The sequence below is a fragment of the Parasphingopyxis sp. genome, from assembly GCF_028279465.1.
GTDB lineage: Bacteria > Pseudomonadota > Alphaproteobacteria > Sphingomonadales > Sphingomonadaceae > Parasphingopyxis.
Map to the genome: position 1 here is coordinate 99,014 of NZ_JANQNS010000005.1, position 16,616 is coordinate 115,629.

Annotated in this window: 17 protein-coding genes; 7 read left to right on the top strand and 10 right to left on the bottom strand. The window is 63.2% G+C overall.

The features are described from left to right. The first annotated feature begins 26 nt into the window (after positions 1-26). From chlG to Q0974_RS02980, 5 genes are read left to right on the top strand one after another with little or no spacing between them, the layout of a single operon-like run. Positions 27-929, top strand: coding sequence for a chlorophyll synthase ChlG (gene chlG, locus Q0974_RS02960; RefSeq protein ID WP_299322454.1), 903 nt, complete (start codon positions 27-29; stop codon positions 927-929). Beyond that, positions 929-2,239 (top strand): BCD family MFS transporter, encoded by a 1,311-nt coding sequence (locus Q0974_RS02965; RefSeq protein ID WP_299322456.1) that lies wholly within the window; start codon positions 929-931, stop codon positions 2,237-2,239. The genes chlG and Q0974_RS02965 overlap by 1 nt, the downstream gene beginning before the upstream one ends. Continuing rightward, on the top strand, positions 2,236-3,432 hold the full coding sequence (locus Q0974_RS02970; RefSeq protein WP_299322458.1) for a geranylgeranyl diphosphate reductase: 1,197 nt from the start codon (positions 2,236-2,238) through the stop codon (positions 3,430-3,432). The genes Q0974_RS02965 and Q0974_RS02970 overlap by 4 nt, the downstream gene beginning before the upstream one ends. Next, positions 3,429-3,911 (top strand): TspO/MBR family protein, encoded by a 483-nt coding sequence (locus Q0974_RS02975; protein WP_299322460.1) that lies wholly within the window; start codon positions 3,429-3,431, stop codon positions 3,909-3,911. The genes Q0974_RS02970 and Q0974_RS02975 overlap by 4 nt, the downstream gene beginning before the upstream one ends. Positions 3,912-3,921: 10 nt before the next feature. Further along, complete coding sequence (locus Q0974_RS02980) at positions 3,922-4,179, top strand: hypothetical protein (RefSeq protein ID WP_299322463.1); 258 nt, start codon at positions 3,922-3,924, stop codon at positions 4,177-4,179. A 30-nt stretch (positions 4,180-4,209) separates the two neighbouring features. On the opposite strand, the gene pufC is transcribed toward Q0974_RS02980, so the two are convergent. The 10 genes from pufC to Q0974_RS03030 form a co-directional block, all read right to left on the bottom strand. After that, positions 4,210-5,298, bottom strand: coding sequence for a photosynthetic reaction center cytochrome PufC (gene pufC / locus Q0974_RS02985; protein WP_299322465.1), 1,089 nt, complete (start codon positions 5,296-5,298; stop codon positions 4,210-4,212). After that, on the bottom strand, positions 5,295-6,269 hold the full coding sequence (pufM, locus tag Q0974_RS02990; RefSeq protein ID WP_299322468.1) for a photosynthetic reaction center subunit M: 975 nt from the start codon (positions 6,267-6,269) through the stop codon (positions 5,295-5,297). Before pufM ends, pufC begins: the two co-directional genes overlap by 4 nt. Positions 6,270-6,283: 14 nt before the next feature. Then, positions 6,284-7,108 carry a photosynthetic reaction center subunit L gene (gene pufL, locus Q0974_RS02995; RefSeq protein ID WP_299322469.1) on the bottom strand — a complete coding sequence of 275 codons (825 nt, stop codon included), beginning with the start codon at positions 7,106-7,108 and terminating at the stop codon, positions 6,284-6,286. Positions 7,109-7,243: 135 nt separating this feature from the next. Then, positions 7,244-7,417, bottom strand: a complete 174-nt coding sequence (gene pufA, locus Q0974_RS03000) for a light-harvesting antenna LH1, alpha subunit (protein WP_299322471.1) — start codon at positions 7,415-7,417, stop codon at positions 7,244-7,246. Between the two features lie 46 nt (positions 7,418-7,463). Beyond that, complete coding sequence (gene pufB / locus Q0974_RS03005) at positions 7,464-7,622, bottom strand: light-harvesting antenna LH1, beta subunit (protein WP_299322472.1); 159 nt, start codon at positions 7,620-7,622, stop codon at positions 7,464-7,466. Between the two features lie 124 nt (positions 7,623-7,746). Continuing rightward, positions 7,747-9,192, bottom strand: coding sequence for a chlorophyllide a reductase subunit Z (gene bchZ / locus Q0974_RS03010; protein ID WP_299322474.1), 1,446 nt, complete (start codon positions 9,190-9,192; stop codon positions 7,747-7,749). Beyond that, entirely contained in the window at positions 9,189-10,697 is a 1,509-nt protein-coding gene (gene bchY / locus Q0974_RS03015; protein ID WP_299322623.1) for a chlorophyllide a reductase subunit Y, read from the bottom strand. The genes bchZ and bchY overlap by 4 nt, the downstream gene beginning before the upstream one ends. Positions 10,698-10,895: 198 nt before the next feature. Further along, complete coding sequence (locus tag Q0974_RS03020; RefSeq protein ID WP_299322477.1) at positions 10,896-11,879, bottom strand: chlorophyllide a reductase iron protein subunit X; 984 nt, start codon at positions 11,877-11,879, stop codon at positions 10,896-10,898. Beyond that, the gene (gene bchC / locus Q0974_RS03025; protein WP_299322479.1) at positions 11,876-12,811 is read right to left on the bottom strand and encodes a chlorophyll synthesis pathway protein BchC; all 936 of its coding nucleotides are present in this window, start codon (positions 12,809-12,811) and stop codon (positions 11,876-11,878) included. Before bchC ends, Q0974_RS03020 begins: the two co-directional genes overlap by 4 nt. 120 nt (positions 12,812-12,931) lie before the next feature. After that, positions 12,932-14,083, bottom strand: a complete 1,152-nt coding sequence (locus tag Q0974_RS03030; RefSeq protein ID WP_299322482.1) for a methyltransferase — start codon at positions 14,081-14,083, stop codon at positions 12,932-12,934. Positions 14,084-14,154: 71 nt separating this feature from the next. Here Q0974_RS03030 and crtD point away from each other — a divergent pair, with 71 nt between their 5' ends. Together crtD and Q0974_RS03040 are read left to right on the top strand one after the other, a co-directional pair. Continuing rightward, positions 14,155-15,714 carry a 1-hydroxycarotenoid 3,4-desaturase CrtD gene (crtD, locus tag Q0974_RS03035; RefSeq protein WP_299322484.1) on the top strand — a complete coding sequence of 520 codons (1,560 nt, stop codon included), beginning with the start codon at positions 14,155-14,157 and terminating at the stop codon, positions 15,712-15,714. 119 nt (positions 15,715-15,833) lie between these two features. Further along, the gene (locus Q0974_RS03040; RefSeq protein WP_299322487.1) at positions 15,834-16,553 is read left to right on the top strand and encodes a hydroxyneurosporene dehydrogenase; all 720 of its coding nucleotides are present in this window, start codon (positions 15,834-15,836) and stop codon (positions 16,551-16,553) included. Positions 16,554-16,616: the final 63 nt, after the last annotated feature.

A 16,616-nucleotide genomic window follows, 5' to 3' on the forward strand; every position in this document is an offset into this window, starting at 1 on the left:
TCGGTCGTCATGCATAGCCTTTGCCCATGTCCCGCATCGCCGCTTCGACACAATCGGCGCGCCCTCCGGCGCCCGCCGATATTCTCGAGCTGCTCAAGCCGATTACCTGGTTTCCGCCCATGTGGGCGTTCATGTGCGGTGTGGTGTCGTCCGGCGCGCCCGTCACCGATCGCTGGTTCTTTCTGATCGCCGGTATCGCGCTGACCGGGCCTCTGGTCTGCGGGACGAGCCAGGCCGTGAATGACTGGTTCGATCGCCATGTCGATGCGATCAACGAGCCCGACCGGCCGATCCCATCGGGCCGCGTCGGCGGTCGTTGGGGTCTGTGGATCGCGATTGCCGGCACCTTGCTGTCCATGGCGGTCGCGCTGGTGACGGGATTCTGGGTGTTCGTCGCAACCTGTGTCGGCCTCGCCTGCGCCTGGGGCTATAGCGCCCCGCCCTTCCGCTTCAAAACGAGCGGCTGGACCGGCCCCGCGGTCGTCGCGCTCAGCTATGAAGGCCTTGCCTGGTTCACCGGCGCGGCGGTGATGCTCGGCACGCTGCCCGGCCTCGAAATACTTCTCATCCTCGGCCTCTACAGTCTTGGCGCGCATGGCATCATGACACTCAACGATTTCAAGGCCGTGGAAGGCGATCGCCAGATGGGCCTCAGATCGTTGCCGGTGACGATGGGCGTCGACCGCGCGGCCAAATTCGCCTGTGTCGTCATGGCCGCGCCGCAGGCCGTCGTTATAGCGCTGCTGCTGGCCTGGGATCACCCGATTTCGGCTGCGGCTGTCGCGGTTCTGCTGTTGGCCCAATTTGCATTGATGCCTCGGCTGATTGCCGATCCGAAGAAGAATACGCCCTGGTATAGCGCAACCGGCGTCACCCTTTACGTGCTCGGCATGCTGGCCGCCGCGCTCGGCCTGGGAGGCTATATCTGATGGCGGGTCTGGGCTGGTTTTCCATCGTGCGGCTGGGCCTTGTCCAGGCCTCGATTGGCGCGATCGTGATGCTCGCGACATCATTGCTCAACCGCGTGATGGTTGTCGAATATGCGCTGATGGCGGCGATTCCGGCCGGTCTCGTCGCCTGGCATTATGCCGTGCAGCTGTCCCGCCCGCTCTGGGGCTATGGCTCGGACACGGGCAATATGCGTACGCCATGGATCATCGGCGGCATGGGCGTTCTCGCGCTCGGCGCGGTGATCGCGATCAACGCGACGATGCTGATCGCCGGAAATCCCGTTCTCGGCGGCACATTGGCGGTGCTGGCCTTCACCATGATCGGCGCAGGCGTCGGCGCAGCCGGTACGTCCATGCTCGCGCTGCTTGCCTCGGGCGTCGCGCCCGAACGGCGCGCGGCGGCAGCCGCCGTAACCTGGATCATGATGATCGCGGGCATAGTTGTGGCTGCGGGAAGCGCGGGCGCGTTGCTCGATCCGTTCTCGGAACAGCGCCTGGCGATCGTCGGCACGGGTGTCGCGCTGACGGCATTTCTGTTGCCGCTCGTCGCGCTGAAAGGGCTTGAGCGCAACATGGTGCTCCAGCCCGCCGACCCGGACGCCGAACCGGAAGAAACAGCCAGTTTCGGCGAGGCGCTGCGCGAAATTTTGGGCGATCTCGAAGCCCGGCGTTTCACGGTTTTCGTCTTCGTCTCGATGCTCGCCTACAGCATGCAGGACCTGATCCTCGAACCCTTTGCCGGGCTGATCTTCTTTATGACGCCGGGCGAATCGACCCAGCTTTCGGGCATGCAACATGCCGGTGTGCTGCTCGGCATGATCGTCGTCGGGCTCGGCGGCAGCGCCTTTGGCGGCCGGCGGCCGAACGATCTGCGCCGCTGGATCGTCGGAGGCTGCCTCGGATCGGGCGCCGCGCTGGCAGGCCTTGCAATTGCGGCTGTCTCGGGCGCGGACTGGCCCCTCAAGACCAACGTCTTCCTGCTCGGCTTTTCGAACGGCATTTTCGCCGTGGCGGCAATCGGCGCGATGATGGGCCTGGCCGGTGCGGGCACCAAGGCCAAGGAAGGCGTGCGGATGGGCGTCTGGGGCGCGTCCCAGGCTATCGCCTTCGGGCTCGGCGGGCTAACCGGCGCAGTCGGCGTCGATATCGCCCGGAGCGTCATGGGCGTGGATGGCTCGGCCTTCCAGCTGATTTTCGCGATCGAGGCGGGGCTGTTCGTCATCGCCGCCATGCTGGCGATCCAGGCGACCGCCGCCCGCAAAACACCGATCGGAGTGGCCAAGATATGAGTGAGGCTATCGATTTCGATGTAGTCGTCGTCGGCGGCGGACCGTCTGGCGCGACCGCGGCGACCGATCTGGCAAAGGCGGGGCGGTCTGTGATGCTGCTCGACCGGGCCGGACGGATCAAACCGTGCGGTGGGGCCGTGCCGCCCAAGCTGCTCGAGGAATTCGAGGTGCCGCACAGCATCCTCGTCGGCAAGGCAACCTCGGCCCGGATGATCGCGCCGTCCGACCGCTCGGTCGACATGCCGGTCGGCGATGGCTTTGTCGGCATGGTCGATCGCGACGTGTTTGACGAATGGCTGCGCGAACGAGCCGCAGCGAATGGCGCGACGCGGGTGACCGGCACGTTCGACCATATCGACCGCGACAAGGATGGCGTGGCGACCGTCTGCTATCGCGAGAAGCGCGGCGGCGAATTGAAGCGCGTCCGGACCTGCGCGGTGATCGGCGCGGATGGCGCGCGCTCGAAAGTGGCGCGGCAGAATCTCGAGGGCGCGGAACGCGTGCCTTGCGTCTTCGCCTATCATGAGGTGATCAAATCGCCGCCCAGCACGCCCGAAGGCTTTGACGGCAAACGTTGCGATGTCTTCTATCAGGGCAAGCTCTCGCCCGATTTTTATGCCTGGATATTCCCGCATGGCGAGACGGCGAGCGTCGGCGTGGGCAGCGCGAACAAAGGCTTCTCGCTGCGCGGCGCGGTCGAAGACATGCGCCAGTCGAGCGGCCTTACGGACTGCGAGACGATCCGCGAGGAAGGCGCGCCGATCCCGTTGAAGCCGCTCAAACGATGGGACAATGGCCGGGACGTGCTCGTCGCGGGCGACGCGGCCGGCGTGGTCGCCCCGGCATCCGGCGAGGGCATATATTATGCGATGACCTGCGGGCGGCTGGCGGCGCAGGCCGTCGATGCATTCGTCGAAAGCGGTAATCCCAAGGCGCTGAAACAGGCGCGCAAGAAATTCATGAAGGCCCATGGCCGGGTTTTCTGGATTCTCGGTATCATGCAATATTTCTGGTACAGCAGCGACAAACGGCGCGAACGGTTCGTGAAGATCTGCGCGGATCCCGACGTTCAGCACCTGACCTGGGAGGCCTATATGAACAAGAAGCTGGTGAAGGCGAAACCGGCAGCGCACGTCCGGATCTTCTTCAAGGATCTGGGCCATCTTCTGGGTATCGGGCGGGTCGAACGATGAGCCGCGCCTGGGTTCCACCGATTCTGATCGCTGCGCTCGCCGCTGCGCTTGTCGCGTTTATGGGCGCGACGATCACCGATCTCGACGGCTGGTACCGAACGCTCGAACAGCCGAACTGGAGTCCACCCGACTATATGTACGGTATGGCCTGGACGGCGATTTACGCGCTGATCGCGCTGGCCGCGGTTTCAGCGTGGCGCCGCGCGCCAACCACCCAAGCGTCGGACATGCTGATCGGCCTGTTCGCGCTCAACGGCTTTCTCAACATCCTGTGGAGCCTGCTCTTCTTCCGCGTGCAGCGACCGGACTGGGCGTTGATCGAACTCGTTGCGCTCTGGATTTCGATCGCCGTGCTGATCGTCGTGTGCAACCGCTATTCGAAGATCGCGGCGCTGCTGCTCGTCCCCTATCTCGCCTGGGTGACATTCGCGGGTGTGCTGAACTGGCAAGTCATCCAGCTCAACGCGCCGTTCGGCTAAGGGCCTGGGCGTGAACGCGCTGTTCGCCAGCGGCCACGCCGCCGATATCATTCTTGCCATCCTCGTTATCGAAGCGCTCTGGCTGGCCGCGCGCGGACATGCTGCGCGCGACATCGCGGGAACGCTGCTCCCGGCGGTTCTGATCGTGCTTGGACTCCGGGCGGCGCTGACCGGCGCTGACTGGCCGTGGATCGCCCTGCCGCTTGCTGCGGCATTGCCCGTGCATCTATGGGATCTGGCGCGGCGCGGGATGCTGCGGCGGCCATAAGGTTGGCCGCCGCGCCCGTAGGCCTAGTGCCTATTCGGCCGAAGCAACCTCTTCGCCCGCCATCGTTTCCGCATCGTCCTCAACCGGCGGCGCTGCGGCCACGGTATCGAAGCTCAGCGCCGGATAATCTGCCACCATGCTCGCACCGCCCATCGGCCGCGTCTGCCCCTGATGGCAGGTCGTGCAATTGACCTTGTACGGATCGCCTTCCGGCCCGAGCCGATTGGCCGGGAAATTGCCGGTCAGCGGCGTGATATAGGCCTCGTTGATGTTGCGCACCATGCGGATGCCGAACCAAGCTGTCGCCCGAGCCTGGGTGCTCAATTCCCAAGCGCGGAAACTCTGCGTGTTATGGCAATAGGTGCAGTTGACGCCCATTGCCTGAGACAGGTGCATCATCAGGCCATAGGTGGTTTCGGTCTCCATGGTCGTCAGGCGGTTGGCGTCCGTCGGATAGAGACCGGTCGAAGCCACCGCGATCTCGTCGCCGCCGTCGCCGGTGAAATATTGCGCGAAGACACCGGTCGGAAGCGAGGCATAACCAACATTCGGATCGGGCGCATTCTGACCGTTCAGGTTGCCCATGGCAACGCGCCCGTCACTCGACGGATTCGTCCAGACATGCTCGGGGACGGCATTACCGCGATGGCACGTCCAGCAGGTCACGCCGGTCTGCTGGACATGGTCTGTCCAGTCGGCATTGATCGTCTGCGTCATCTGGATCATCCGTCGGGACACGTCCTTGGTGTAGATTTCGTCCGAGGCGAGATTGGCCGGGTTGTGGCAATAGTTACAGCCCGCCCGTTCCGGATCGTCGACATTTTCGGGGACGACCCATTCGGTGATCGCCGCCATCAGATAGTCGAATTCCTCGACGCTGATGTTCGAAAGCACCTGGACGTTCTCATAAACCTCGCCGGCGGTCGGCCCGCTGGGCGGGGGCAATTCATAAGGCGGCGCGGGAATTTCGTCCGCCGATGCCGAGGCGTCGACCACGTCGAGCTCCGCCATGGCGGTGCCGCGATGTCCGGTTTGGGTCACTTCCTTGCTACCGAGTTCGCAACCCGCCAGCACCAGCGGTGCCAGCGCTATCGCGATGAGATGATGCGATTTCATCATTGTGCCATGCTCCCCGTTACAGAAGGATCGGTCACGCCGGTGTCCGGATAGGCCGGGGCAAAGCCATGTTGCTGGGCCCAGAGATACCAGTTGTCGACCACCGTGCCGGTCAACAGGATACCGATGCCGCCGGTGAGTGGCGTCAGCACCGCAAACCACCAGGCCCAACGGTGGATCGATTCCATCGTCGCGTTGAAGCCCATGGTCCAGCGCCAGAACAAGGCTGCCCTTTCGGACGCCGTGCCCCGATCGGTAATCTGTTCGATTTCGCGCTCACCGCCATAGCGACCGACCGCAAGGATCGTCGCTCCGTGCATCGCGAACAGCAGCACGGATCCATAAAGGAAGACAATCGATAACGCGTGGAACGGGTTATAGAAGAGATTGCCGTAACGGATCGAAAATGCCGCGGTCCAATCGAGATGCGGGAAAATGCCGAACGGCACTGCCTCGGCCCAACTGCCCATGAAGAAGGGGCGAATGAAGCCGAGCACGAGAAACAGCCAGATCGCAGCCGCAAACGCCCAGGCGACATGGGTGCCCATGCCGAGCGCGCGGGCGCGCACATAAGAACGCACCCACCAGAGCAGCACCGAAGCCGTCAGGCAAAAGCCGGCGATGATCCACCAGCCCCCTTCGCCCAGCGGAACGAACGGGCTGAAGCCATATTCAGGGCCAGGCGGCTCGAGCGCCAGCCAGAAGAACTGGCGAAGGAATTCGGAGAAATCCCAGTCCACCGACGCCAGCATGTTGAGACCGATAATTTCGATCGCAACAAAACCGAAGAACAGAGATGCAAGACCCATCCAGCCGAGATAGATCGGGCCAAGCTGAGCTTGGCCAAGCCGGCCGAACAGATGGACGAAGCCTGTCCCATTCGTCCGCGCATCGTGGCCTGGCGGCAGCGGCACGCCCAATTCGGGCGCCGTACGGAGCTGAACCTGGGTGAAGATGTTTTGATAGCGGGCCATCGTTCAAATCTCCTTCAAGACCAGATCGGCAGGTTAAGCCACCAGGTCCACCATTCGGGCCAGCCGCGCGTCCAGAGCGGCCCCGATATGATTATGCAAATCGCACTCCAGAAGCCGGCGTTCAGCGCAAGCAGAAGACCGAGCCTGTGAATGCCCAAAGTGCCGACCGAATAGCCGATGAAGTCGCGGAAGAATGTGTCTTCATATTCAGGCGATTTCACATCCTCGCCCTCTGCCGGATTGACGGCGGACAATACGAGCGCGCCGTGCAAGGCAAGCGCCAATACCGTCGTGAAGAACAGGCTCGCCGCGAGCATATGCACCGGGTTGTAATGGAAATGCAGATATTGATATCCGGTGTTCGACACCCAGTCGAGATGGCTGAAAATGCCATAAGGGAAACCATGCCCCCAGGCGCCCAGCAGCAGGGGCCGGATCACGACCAGCGAAACATAGGCGAAAATCGCGAAGCCGAACGCGATCGGCACATGATAGCCAATACCGAGTTTTCGGCATATCTCGGCCTCTCGCAACGCCCAGGACACGAAAGCGCCAATCGCGCAAATCGTGATGATTTGCCAGAATCCGCCTTCGGCCAAGGGTGCCAAACCAAGACCGTAGCTGAGATCGGGCGGTTCAATCGATATCAACCAGGGATTCCAGGTCGGGCCGATTGCCGCAGCGTAGAATATCAAAGCCGTTCCGAGAACGGTGAAGAGGATGGTCGTGACTCCGAAAAAGCCCACGTAAAACGGCCCGATCCAGAAATCGAACATGTTGCCGCCTATCAAAGTCCCCCCTCGGACTCGATATTTTCGTTCAAAGCTCAGGAGAGCCATAACCATATCCTCCATTCCTTCGCGCACAACGCACGAAGGGTCTTCTGCGTGTCAGGACTGGGGGACGGGCAAAACCCAATTTACCGCGCCCCCACCACGGACGCTTCTCCCGGCAAGGAGAAGCGCTGCTGCGTCCTAGGGCGTCGCTTCTTCCGCAGCGTCAGCGCCTACACCGCCCCACCAGCTTTCGATGCTGTAATAGTCCGTGCTGATCATGATGAAGTGCAGCAGGAACGCGAGCACGAAAAGAAACAGGAACAGCGCTGTAAGTGTACGGCGCGGATCAAATATTAGCCAAAGTCTCCACATAACGTATCTCCGTATTATTCTTGGCCTAAGTCATCGAAAGATGAGATTAGAACCACGGCCTCCAGAACCACACAAGAATGTGCGCGATCAGCGCCACTGTCGTGAATCCGATGAAACTCGACATAAATATCTTGTGAAATTCCTTCGCTTCTTCGGGGCTTAGATATGTCCCCGGACCGAAGCGATCGTCACTATTCTCAGTCATTTCTCGATCTCCAATATTGCCTCACAGAATGCGAGGCGCAGCACGCGCCTCCCGGCGGTATCCCCGCGGTCGCCCGCGGGAATTTCGTGGCCCGGCGGCGGCCGGGCGGATGTCTGGACGGCGCTCATGCGCCCTGTCCTTCAAGCAATGCGTCGGCCAGCCTGTCGGCGGTAACGCGGGTTTCTCCGGCGCGGCGCGCGGCCCGTTCGGCGGCGTCGCGCAAGCGTTTGGCGGCTGAGATGCGGACGAGCACCGGCTGCGCTTCGACCAGCGCATCGAGCTTGGCCTTGGCGTCCGTATCCCAAGGCAGTTCTTCATGGCGCCGCGCGGGCGTCGCCTCTGCCTTGTCGAGATCGGTGGACAGCGGGAGGATGTGAAACAGCGCGTCGAACAGCGCGTTGCACACTTCCTGAACGAGATAGGTCGCGCCCGCATAGCCCATGAAGGGCGTGCCCGTATGGCGGCGGATCGCTGCGCCGGGGAAGCTCGCCGGGATATAGATGCCCCGCGCGCCGCACTCGGCCATATACATGCGTTCGTTATAGGAGCCGAAGACGACAAGCGGCGGATTGCCATGGATCGCCTCGCGCACGGCTTCATTGTCCGGCTTCACACCGGCGCTGCGCGAGAAGGAGAAGGCGCAGGGCAAGCCCATATCCTCTTCGAGGAAATGACGGATTCCGCGCGCATAGGTCTCGTTCGCGACGATACCGAAATTGGCGGTCCCGAAGAAATCCTGGGTGACGGAGCGCCAGAGATCCCAGAGCGGCTTGATCGTCGTATGCTTTTCGCGCTCGATAAACGGTTCGGGATCGAGGCCCGTCTGTTCGCCCAGTTCGCGCAGGAATTTGGTTGTTGAATTGAGGCCGACCGGCGCCTGCAGATAGGGCCGTTCGAGCAGCTCGCAGAGATTGCGGCCGAACTCGCGATACATGCAGACATTCACGGACGCATTGGCGAGCTGGCGGATATCGGCGAGATGGCTGCCCAGCGGGAAGACCATATTGACCTCGGCACCGATGCCTTCGATCAGCCGGCGAATTTCCGCGAGATCGCTCGGCATGTTGAACATGCCGTAGCTCGGGCCGATGATATTGACCTTGGGCTTTTCGCCATCCTTCAGCACTTTGGGTTTGGGCATCTTCTTTGGACCGAACTCGGTCCAGAGCCAGCTCAAGGCGCGGTCTTCGGACTGCCACTGATCCTCGTCGATCGTGCGCGGCAGGAAGCGTTTGATATTGGTGCCTTCGGGCGTCACGCCGCCGCCGATCATCTCGGCGATCGAGCCGGTCACAACGACTGCGGGCAGATCGGGGTCGAGCGTTTTCCAGGCGCGTTTCATCGCACCCTCGGTGCCGGTCTTGCCGAGCTCCTCCTCGGCCAGCCCTGTCACCACGATCGGCAGCTCATGCGGCGGTAGCCCGTCGGTATAGTGCAGCACCGAGGTCACCGGCAGATTTTCACAGCCGACCGGCCCGTCGATAACGACCTGCAGACCCTTGACCGCGGTAAAGGCGTAGACCGCGCCCCAATAGCCACCGGCCCGGTCATGATCGAGGACCAGCGTCATGAGCCCACCGCCTCCGCGGCCTTGGCGGCGGCGGCATTTTGCGCGGCGAACTTCTTCTTGAATTTCGGCCGGTCGGTTGGCGTGTCTTCCCAGACGCCGGCGGTATACCCCTCGCCGACGCCTTCGAAAAATTCCTCCATCCGGTCGAAGCGCTCTTTGTTCGCCAGCGCCGCATTGACGACCTGGGCGAGGCTGCCCGCGCCGGCCGGACCCATCAGCGGGCGAGCCGAAATCAGATTGGTGAAATAGAGCGCTGGGATCGCCTTGGCTTTGGCATGCTGCACGACCGGCGTCGTGCCGATCGAGAGATCGGGGCCATATTCCTCGACCGCTGCGATGTCCTCTTCCAGACTCGCGCGGTAGTTGATCGCCACCCCTTTGGACTCAAGCCATTCGCGATCTGGCTCGGACCAGGGAGTTTTGGGGCAGGCCGTGCCGACATAGGGCACATCGGCACCGCTTTCGATCAACAACCGCGCGACCAGCAATTCCGAACCTTCATAGCCGGACACGGTAATACGCCCATTGATCGGCATCGCGCCGAGCGCGCCTTCGATCGCCGGCAGCATGGCGTTCTTCGCCGTGTCGACCTTGTCCTGCGCGACGCCGCACGCCGCACCGATCGCGTCGAGCCAGGCCGCCGTGCCGTCGCGCCCGACCGGCGCGGAGCCGACAACCGACCGTCCGGCCGCATCGAATTCCCGGACACAGGCCGTGTAGAAAGGATGGATGGCGGCCACGGTCGCGCAATCGAGCGCCGAATAGAGTTCGCGCCATTCCCGCGTCGGGACGACCGGGCCGGCCGCAAGGCCAAGGGGCTCAAGCATTTGCCCGATGCCAACCGGGTCAGCGGGGAACATCTCGCCGAGGAGAGTCACCGTCGGCCGGTCAGGTCGTTCCTTCGGTGCGGCGACGGGGCCCTGCTCCGCCTCGCCGCGCGCATAGGCGAGCATCGCGCCCGCCAAGACGTCCTTCGCTTCGGCATGGGTCGGTACGCCAAAGCCCGGAACGTCTATGCCGATGATCCGCACCCCGTTGATCTCGTCGGGGAGCAGGCGGAGCGGCACGCCGCTCGCCGTCGGCACGCACAGATTGGTGACGACGATCGTATCGTATTTTTCCGGATCGGCCAGATCCTCGACCGCTTCCTTGATATCCTCGAACAGCTTACCGGTAACCAGCGTTTCCGAATTGAACGGCACATAGCCGACCGTCCGCCGGGCACCGTAGAAATGCGAGGTGAAGGTCAGGCCGTAAACGCAGCATGCGCTGCCCGAGAGCACGGTCGCCGTACGCCGCATGCGCAAGCCAACGCGCAAAGACCCGAAAGCCGGGCACATGCTCTGCGGCTGGTCATGCGGCCCTTGCGGATAATCTTTCTCGTAGCGATCGAGGACTTCGCTCTTGCCGGCCTTCTTCGCCGCTTCGCGCATCGTCTCCGCGCCACCATGGCAGCCGCCACCTTCGCCCGAATCGACATCGATCCGGTCGGGCGCGCGCTCCATATCGGTGGCGAAGTCGGTCAAGCGGAAATCCTCCCTAAATTTATTTGGGGAGGGGGACCGCCGAAGGCGGTGGAGGGGCGCGAGCGAAGCGAGCGTGACACGGTTGCCGTCCGGACAAACGGGAAGGTGGCGCAATTGCCCCTCCACCGCTTCGCGGTTCCCCTCCCCCCGCTTCGCGCGGGGAGGATTTGGGTCCGCTCACACCTCGTCATAGATCACCTCGAGCGACGGTTTCTCTTCATAGCTACCGCCGCGCATATCGGCCTGGGTCGCGGGGACGAGTTCGATATCGCCGCCCGTATCTTCAGGGCTGAACAGATCGAGCAGCCCGTCCTGGTCGAGCGGAGCCGGCTGTTGCGGCGGCGCTTTCGCGACATTGGTCGCCAGCTCCTCGAACAGCCCGCCCCATTCGCCGCCGGGCTTGCCGATAATCTGGTAATTGGCCGATTTGCGGCGGATATCCTCGTCGGCCGGAATGGCGCAGAGCACCGGAATATCGACGGCTTTAGCAAAGCCCTGTGCCTCGCCCGTCCCGTCATCCTTGTTCACGATCATGCCGGCAACGCCGACATTGCCGCCCATCTTGCGGAAATATTCGACCGCCTTGCAGACATTGTTCGCGACATAGAGCGACTGGAGGTCGTTCGATCCGACGACGATCACCTTCTGGCACATGTCCCGTGCGATCGGCAGGCCGAACCCGCCGCACACCACATCGCCGAGGAAATCGAGCAGGACATAATCGAAGCCCCATTCATGGAAGCCTAACTTCTCCATCAGCTCGAAACCGTGGATGATCCCGCGCCCGCCGCAGCCGCGGCCGACTTCGGGACCGCCCAGCTCCATCGCGAACACGCCGTCGCGCTGGAAGCAGACATCTTCGATCGTCACTTCCTCGCCGGCGAGCTTCTTCTTGGCCGACGTCTCGATGATCGTCGGGCAGCTCTTGCCGCCGAACAGCAGGCTGGTCGTGTCGGATTTGGGGTCGCAGCCGATCAGCAGCACGCGCTTGCCCTGCTGCGCCATCATGTAAGAGAGGTTCGAGAGCGCAAAGCTCTTGCCAGAGCCGCCCTTGCCGTAGATCGCGATGATCTGCGTTTCCTTGGTGACTTCGCCCGTATGCACCGGATCGGGTTCGATCGCGGCTTCGTCGCGCAGGGCTTCAGTGTCGAGCATGCTCATGCGCACTCACTCCAATCCAATACCATTTTGAGGCAATCCGGGTCTTCGAACGCCGCCGGATAAGCCTCAGCGGCTTCGTTCGCAGGCCGAACATTTGAAATCAGGCCATCGAGAGCCAGCGATTCGGATTCGATCATCGCGCGCGTCGCGGCGAGATCGTCCGGACCCCATTCGGCAGCGATCCGGAATCGCGCCTCGCGCTGAAAGGCTGGCGGAAAGACGAAGGACAATGGCTCGTCATAGAAACCGGCGAGCACGATTTCGCCGCCCTTTGCGAGGCGCGCAACAAGCCCGTCGAGCCCTGCGCCATGACCGCTGACATCGTAGATCGATGTGTAATCCCGCCGCTCATCGTCATCGGGATGCACGACATCATAGCCGCGCGCGCCATCGCGCCGATCGGGATTGATGTCCCAGACCATCGGCGCCGGTGCGCCGGATGCGAGAGTCAGGCGGGCGAGCAGCCGGCCGAGGACGCCATGGCCTACGATCAGGTCGGGCGCGTCTCCGCCATGCATGGCATGCAGCGCGGTCGCCGCGAGCGCGAACAGGACACCGTCGCGGCCAAGCGACTCGGAAACGGGCAAGGCCCGGGCCGCTGGAACGATCACCCGACTCGCCGATCCGCCGAACAATCCGCGCGCATCCTTGTAGCAACTGGCGCCGGGCACGAAGACCCATTCGCCGATCCGCGAACTGGCATCGGGACCGGCATCGACCACACGGCCAACCGATTCGTATCCAGGCACCAGCGGATAGCCCATGCCCGGAAAAGCGGGCATGTCGCCGGTCCAGAGCAGTTTCTCTGTACCCGTGCTGACGCCACTCCAATGGATATCAACAAGAACGTCGGAAGCACCGATCGGCTCCAAGGCGAGCGAGCGAAAGGACAGCCTTTTCGGCGCCTCAAGTATGACCGCCAATGCGTCCATACGACCTCACACCCCTTTCCGGACCTGCTCCCGGTCCTAGCGTTCTCAAAAGACACGCTTACTCGAGTGTCACATTAACTCGACAGTCATAGATGTCAATCAAACCTTACACATTTCGTGTCAGGGACGCGCGACAATGATCCGGGCGATCAGGGGCTGGGGTGTCGGGCGGGTACGCCATATCGAAAAACCGGCTTCGGAGAGCATTGCGCCAATCTCTTCGGGACGGCGTGGACGGCCGGATCGCATGGCCCAAAGATACAGGCCGAAATAGGCGTCGCCCATGGCTTCCGCCCCGCGCGTGCCGGCCATCGGTTCGGCGATTAGGAGTGTGCCATGCGCAGGCAGCACGGCGCGGACTTTTGCCAGCAGAGCGAGTACGACATCGTCGTCATGGTCGTGCAGAATCCGCACGAGCGAGATGAGGTCGAAACCATCGGGTATCGGATCGTGGCGGAAGTCGCCGGCATGAATCTGCGCGCGCGGCCCCAGCCCGGCCGTTTCGAGTCGCGTGTAGGCGAGATCGGTCACCGCCGGAAGATCGAACAGACCGAGCGCGATATCCGGAGTCGTGAGGCCGACGGCTTCGAGAAAAGCTCCTGCCCCGCCGCCGATATCGAGCAGCTTTTCGTGCCGCGAAAAACGGTAGGCCGACAATATCTGTTCGGAGACCATGGGCTGGGAGGCCGCCATCAGCCGGGAATAGGGCGATACGGCACCCGCTTCCTCCGCCGCCGCATCGCTCGATTGCGCATAGGCCCAATAGCTCGACAGTGCGCCGTCCGTATCACGGTCCTCGCGCAGCAAGGCCAACGGATCGCCGAGATCGGCATAGAGCAGATGATGATGCCGGATCATCGCGACCGCGCCCGGATTGCCGGACAGCGCGGCGCCCTCGCTGCCCAATGTCCACCAGCCGCCGTCCAACTCCTCGGCAAGCTTGAGCGAAGCGGCCGCCCGCAACAGGCGCTCCGTCGCCTGTTCGGAAAGGTCGATATGTTCGGGGATCACGGAGCGGTGGCGCGGTTCTTCGCCCAGCCAGTCGAGCAGCCCGCTTTCGACAAAGGCGTAGAGCGTTTGCGAATAGGCGAAGCCGGCCACCAGATCGAAGAGTCGGGCCGCGCGGCGGCGCGCGATCGGACGGCTGAGCGGAAAGGCGGCGGCACGTTTCTGGAAAGTGGGACTCGCCAGTATCCGGTTGCGCCATTCGGTCCAACGGACCCGGAAACCGCGCGGGGCGCCCGAGCCGGCGGAAGAGTCTGACAGTCCCATATGTCCAAATGATTGGACAGATGCTATGCCGTCGTCAATCGACATGACGGGCGGCGCGTGAGGAGAGGGGATTGCCGGACACACGGGTAGCGATTATCGGGGCGGGCATTGGCGGGCTCGTCAGCGCCGCATTATTGGCCGCGCGCGGCCATGCCGTAACGGTGATCGAGAAAGAGAAAACGCCCGGAGGCAAGGTCCGGCGTGTGCCGGTCGATGGCGTCGAGATCGACGGCGGACCGACCGTGTTCACGCTGCGCGACGTGTTCGATGAGATTTTCGACTCGGCGGGCGCCAGCCTCGACGACCATGTGACGATGCGGCGCGCCGATGTTCTCGCGCGCCATGCCTGGAGCCCGGACGAGCGGCTCGACCTGTTCGCCGATCCTACACAAAGCGAAGCGGCGATCGGCGACTTTGCGGGCGCGCGGGCGGCGCGGGGTTTCCGCTCCTTCAGCGCGGAGGCCAAGCGGATCTTCGATCTCCTCGACGAAAATTTCCTGCGGGCGAGCAAGACCTGGCCACCGGGCCTTATGCAGCGGATCGGGCTTTGGCGGATCGGCGCGCTGATCGCGCTAAGGCCCTATGAAAGCCTGTGGCAGGTATTGGGCGAGCATTTCCAGGATCCGCGCCTCCAACAGCTGTTCGGCCGCTACTCCACCTACTGCGGTTCCTCGCCCTTCCAGACTCCAGCAACTTTGATGTTGATAGCCCATGTCGAACAACAGGGCGTCTGGCTCGTCGATGGCGGAATAAGCGCATTGGCTCAAGCACTTGCGGACGTCGCCGAGCAAAACGGCGCGCAATTCCGATACGCTGTGGGTGTAAACGAGATCATCGTCGAAAATGGCAAAGCGGCCGGTGTCCGCCTCGCCGATGGCGAGCATATTCCCGCCGACACGGTGATCGCCAATGCCGATCCCGCCGCGATCGCCCATGGCCGTTTCGGCGAAGCGGCGCGCAAGGCGGTACGCGGCACTCCGCCACGCCGCCGTTCGCTCTCCGCTTTCACCTGGCTCGCGCACGCGAAGACGAACGGCTTTCCTATGGTGCGGCACAATGTGTTCTTCTCGCCCGACTACAGGCAGGAATTTCGCGACATCAACTGGGGCGGCCCACCGCGCGATCCGAGCGTCTATGTCTGCGCGCAGGATCGGGGCGCGAGCGATGGCGAGGCCCCAGACGGCCGCGAGCGATTGCAGATCATCGTCAATGCGCCAGCCAATGGCGACAGTCACGACTATATCGAAATGGAGAGAGAAAGATGCAGCACCCACATGATGGAGAGCCTGGCCCGGTGCGGGCTGGAGCTGGAGCGGCCGATGCCGCATCATCTCGCGACGCCCAACGAGTTCGAGGCGCTATTCCCGTCGACGGGTGGAGCCCTTTATGGACAGGCCTCGCACGGATGGGCGGCCTCCTTCCTCCGCCAGAGCGCCCGGACACGGATCCCTGGGCTCTATTGCGCCGGGGGAAGCACCCATCCGGGGGCGGGCGTGCCGATGGCGGCCTTGTCCGGGCGGCTGGCGGCCGAGACACTGATGCAAGACCGCGCTTCAACCGCCTCGTCCCCCCGCAAGGCTATGGCTGGTGGTATGTCGATGCGATCAGCGACGACGGCCAATACGGGCTGACGATTATCGGGTTCATCGGCAGCGTCTTCTCGCCATACTACAAGCGCAGCGGACGCGGCGACCCCTACGATCATGGCTGCCTCAACGTCGCGCTCTACGGCCCGCGCGCGCGCTGGACGATGACGGAGCGCCCGCGCGGCAATGTCGAGACCAGCGCCGACGATCTCGCCATCGGCGCAAGCGCCATGCGCTGGACCGGCGACGGGCTCGTCATCGATATCGAGGAGCGCGATGTGCGGCTCGGCATACCGTGGCGGCGGCGGGTTTGCGGACAGGTCAAAGTCTATCCCGAAATGCTCAACGCGACGGCCTTCGCGCTCGATCCGATGGGCAAGCATATCTGGCACGCCATTGCGCCGCGTGCGCAGATCGAGGTCGAGATGGAACGACCGGGGATCAGCTGGCGCGGGAGCGGCTATCTCGATTCGAACCGGGGCACTGAATCGCTCGAAGACGGATTTCGCGACTGGCACTGGTCGCGCGCGCATCTCGGTCGCGAGGTGGCCGTTATGTATGAGGGCCGACGCCGGGACGGATCGATATTCGCCAGCGCGCTGCGCTTCGATAGCGACGGAACGCCGCACGATGCCGAGCTGCCTATGGTCGCGCCACTGCCCAACACATGGTGGCAGATGGAGCGCAAAAGCCGGGCCGATCGTGGCCATGCCGGCGTCATCAAGACCTGGGAGGATTCGCCCTTCTATGCGCGTTCGACGCTCGCGACGCGGCTCTATGGCGAACCGGTGACGGCTGTGCAGGAAAGCCTATCGCTCGACCGGTTCCGTTCGCCCGTCGTCCAGTGGATGCTCCCCTACAAGATGCCCCGCCGCAGCCTCTGATTCTTCTTGCGCCGCCTTTTCCTTGTCTTTGCGGATTTCGCGGTTGACCGACCAGAGCTGCCA

What these genes read in the sequence shown, in the direction of transcription:
- chlG (WP_299322454.1), top strand. Translation starts at nt 27, where the DNA reads ATGTCCCGCATCGCCGCTTCGACACAATCGGCGCGCCCTCCGGCGCCC.
- Q0974_RS02965 (WP_299322456.1), top strand. Translation starts at nt 929, where the DNA reads ATGGCGGGTCTGGGCTGGTTTTCCATCGTGCGGCTGGGCCTTGTCCAG.
- Q0974_RS02970 (WP_299322458.1), top strand. Translation starts at nt 2,236, where the DNA reads ATGAGTGAGGCTATCGATTTCGATGTAGTCGTCGTCGGCGGCGGACCG.
- Q0974_RS02975 (WP_299322460.1), top strand. Translation starts at nt 3,429, where the DNA reads ATGAGCCGCGCCTGGGTTCCACCGATTCTGATCGCTGCGCTCGCCGCT.
- pufC (WP_299322465.1), bottom strand. Translation starts at nt 5,298, where the DNA reads ATGATGAAATCGCATCATCTCATCGCGATAGCGCTGGCACCGCTGGTG.
- pufM (WP_299322468.1), bottom strand. Translation starts at nt 6,269, where the DNA reads ATGGCCCGCTATCAAAACATCTTCACCCAGGTTCAGCTCCGTACGGCG.
- pufL (WP_299322469.1), bottom strand. Translation starts at nt 7,108, where the DNA reads ATGGCTCTCCTGAGCTTTGAACGAAAATATCGAGTCCGAGGGGGGACT.
- pufA (WP_299322471.1), bottom strand. Translation starts at nt 7,417, where the DNA reads ATGTGGAGACTTTGGCTAATATTTGATCCGCGCCGTACACTTACAGCG.
- pufB (WP_299322472.1), bottom strand. Translation starts at nt 7,622, where the DNA reads ATGACTGAGAATAGTGACGATCGCTTCGGTCCGGGGACATATCTAAGC.
- bchZ (WP_299322474.1), bottom strand. Translation starts at nt 9,192, where the DNA reads ATGACGCTGGTCCTCGATCATGACCGGGCCGGTGGCTATTGGGGCGCG.
- bchY (WP_299322623.1), bottom strand. Translation starts at nt 10,697, where the DNA reads ATGGAGCGCGCGCCCGACCGGATCGATGTCGATTCGGGCGAAGGTGGC.
- Q0974_RS03020 (WP_299322477.1), bottom strand. Translation starts at nt 11,879, where the DNA reads ATGAGCATGCTCGACACTGAAGCCCTGCGCGACGAAGCCGCGATCGAA.
- bchC (WP_299322479.1), bottom strand. Translation starts at nt 12,811, where the DNA reads ATGGACGCATTGGCGGTCATACTTGAGGCGCCGAAAAGGCTGTCCTTT.
- Q0974_RS03030 (WP_299322482.1), bottom strand. Translation starts at nt 14,083, where the DNA reads ATGGGACTGTCAGACTCTTCCGCCGGCTCGGGCGCCCCGCGCGGTTTC.
- Q0974_RS03040 (WP_299322487.1), top strand. Translation starts at nt 15,834, where the DNA reads ATGACGGAGCGCCCGCGCGGCAATGTCGAGACCAGCGCCGACGATCTC.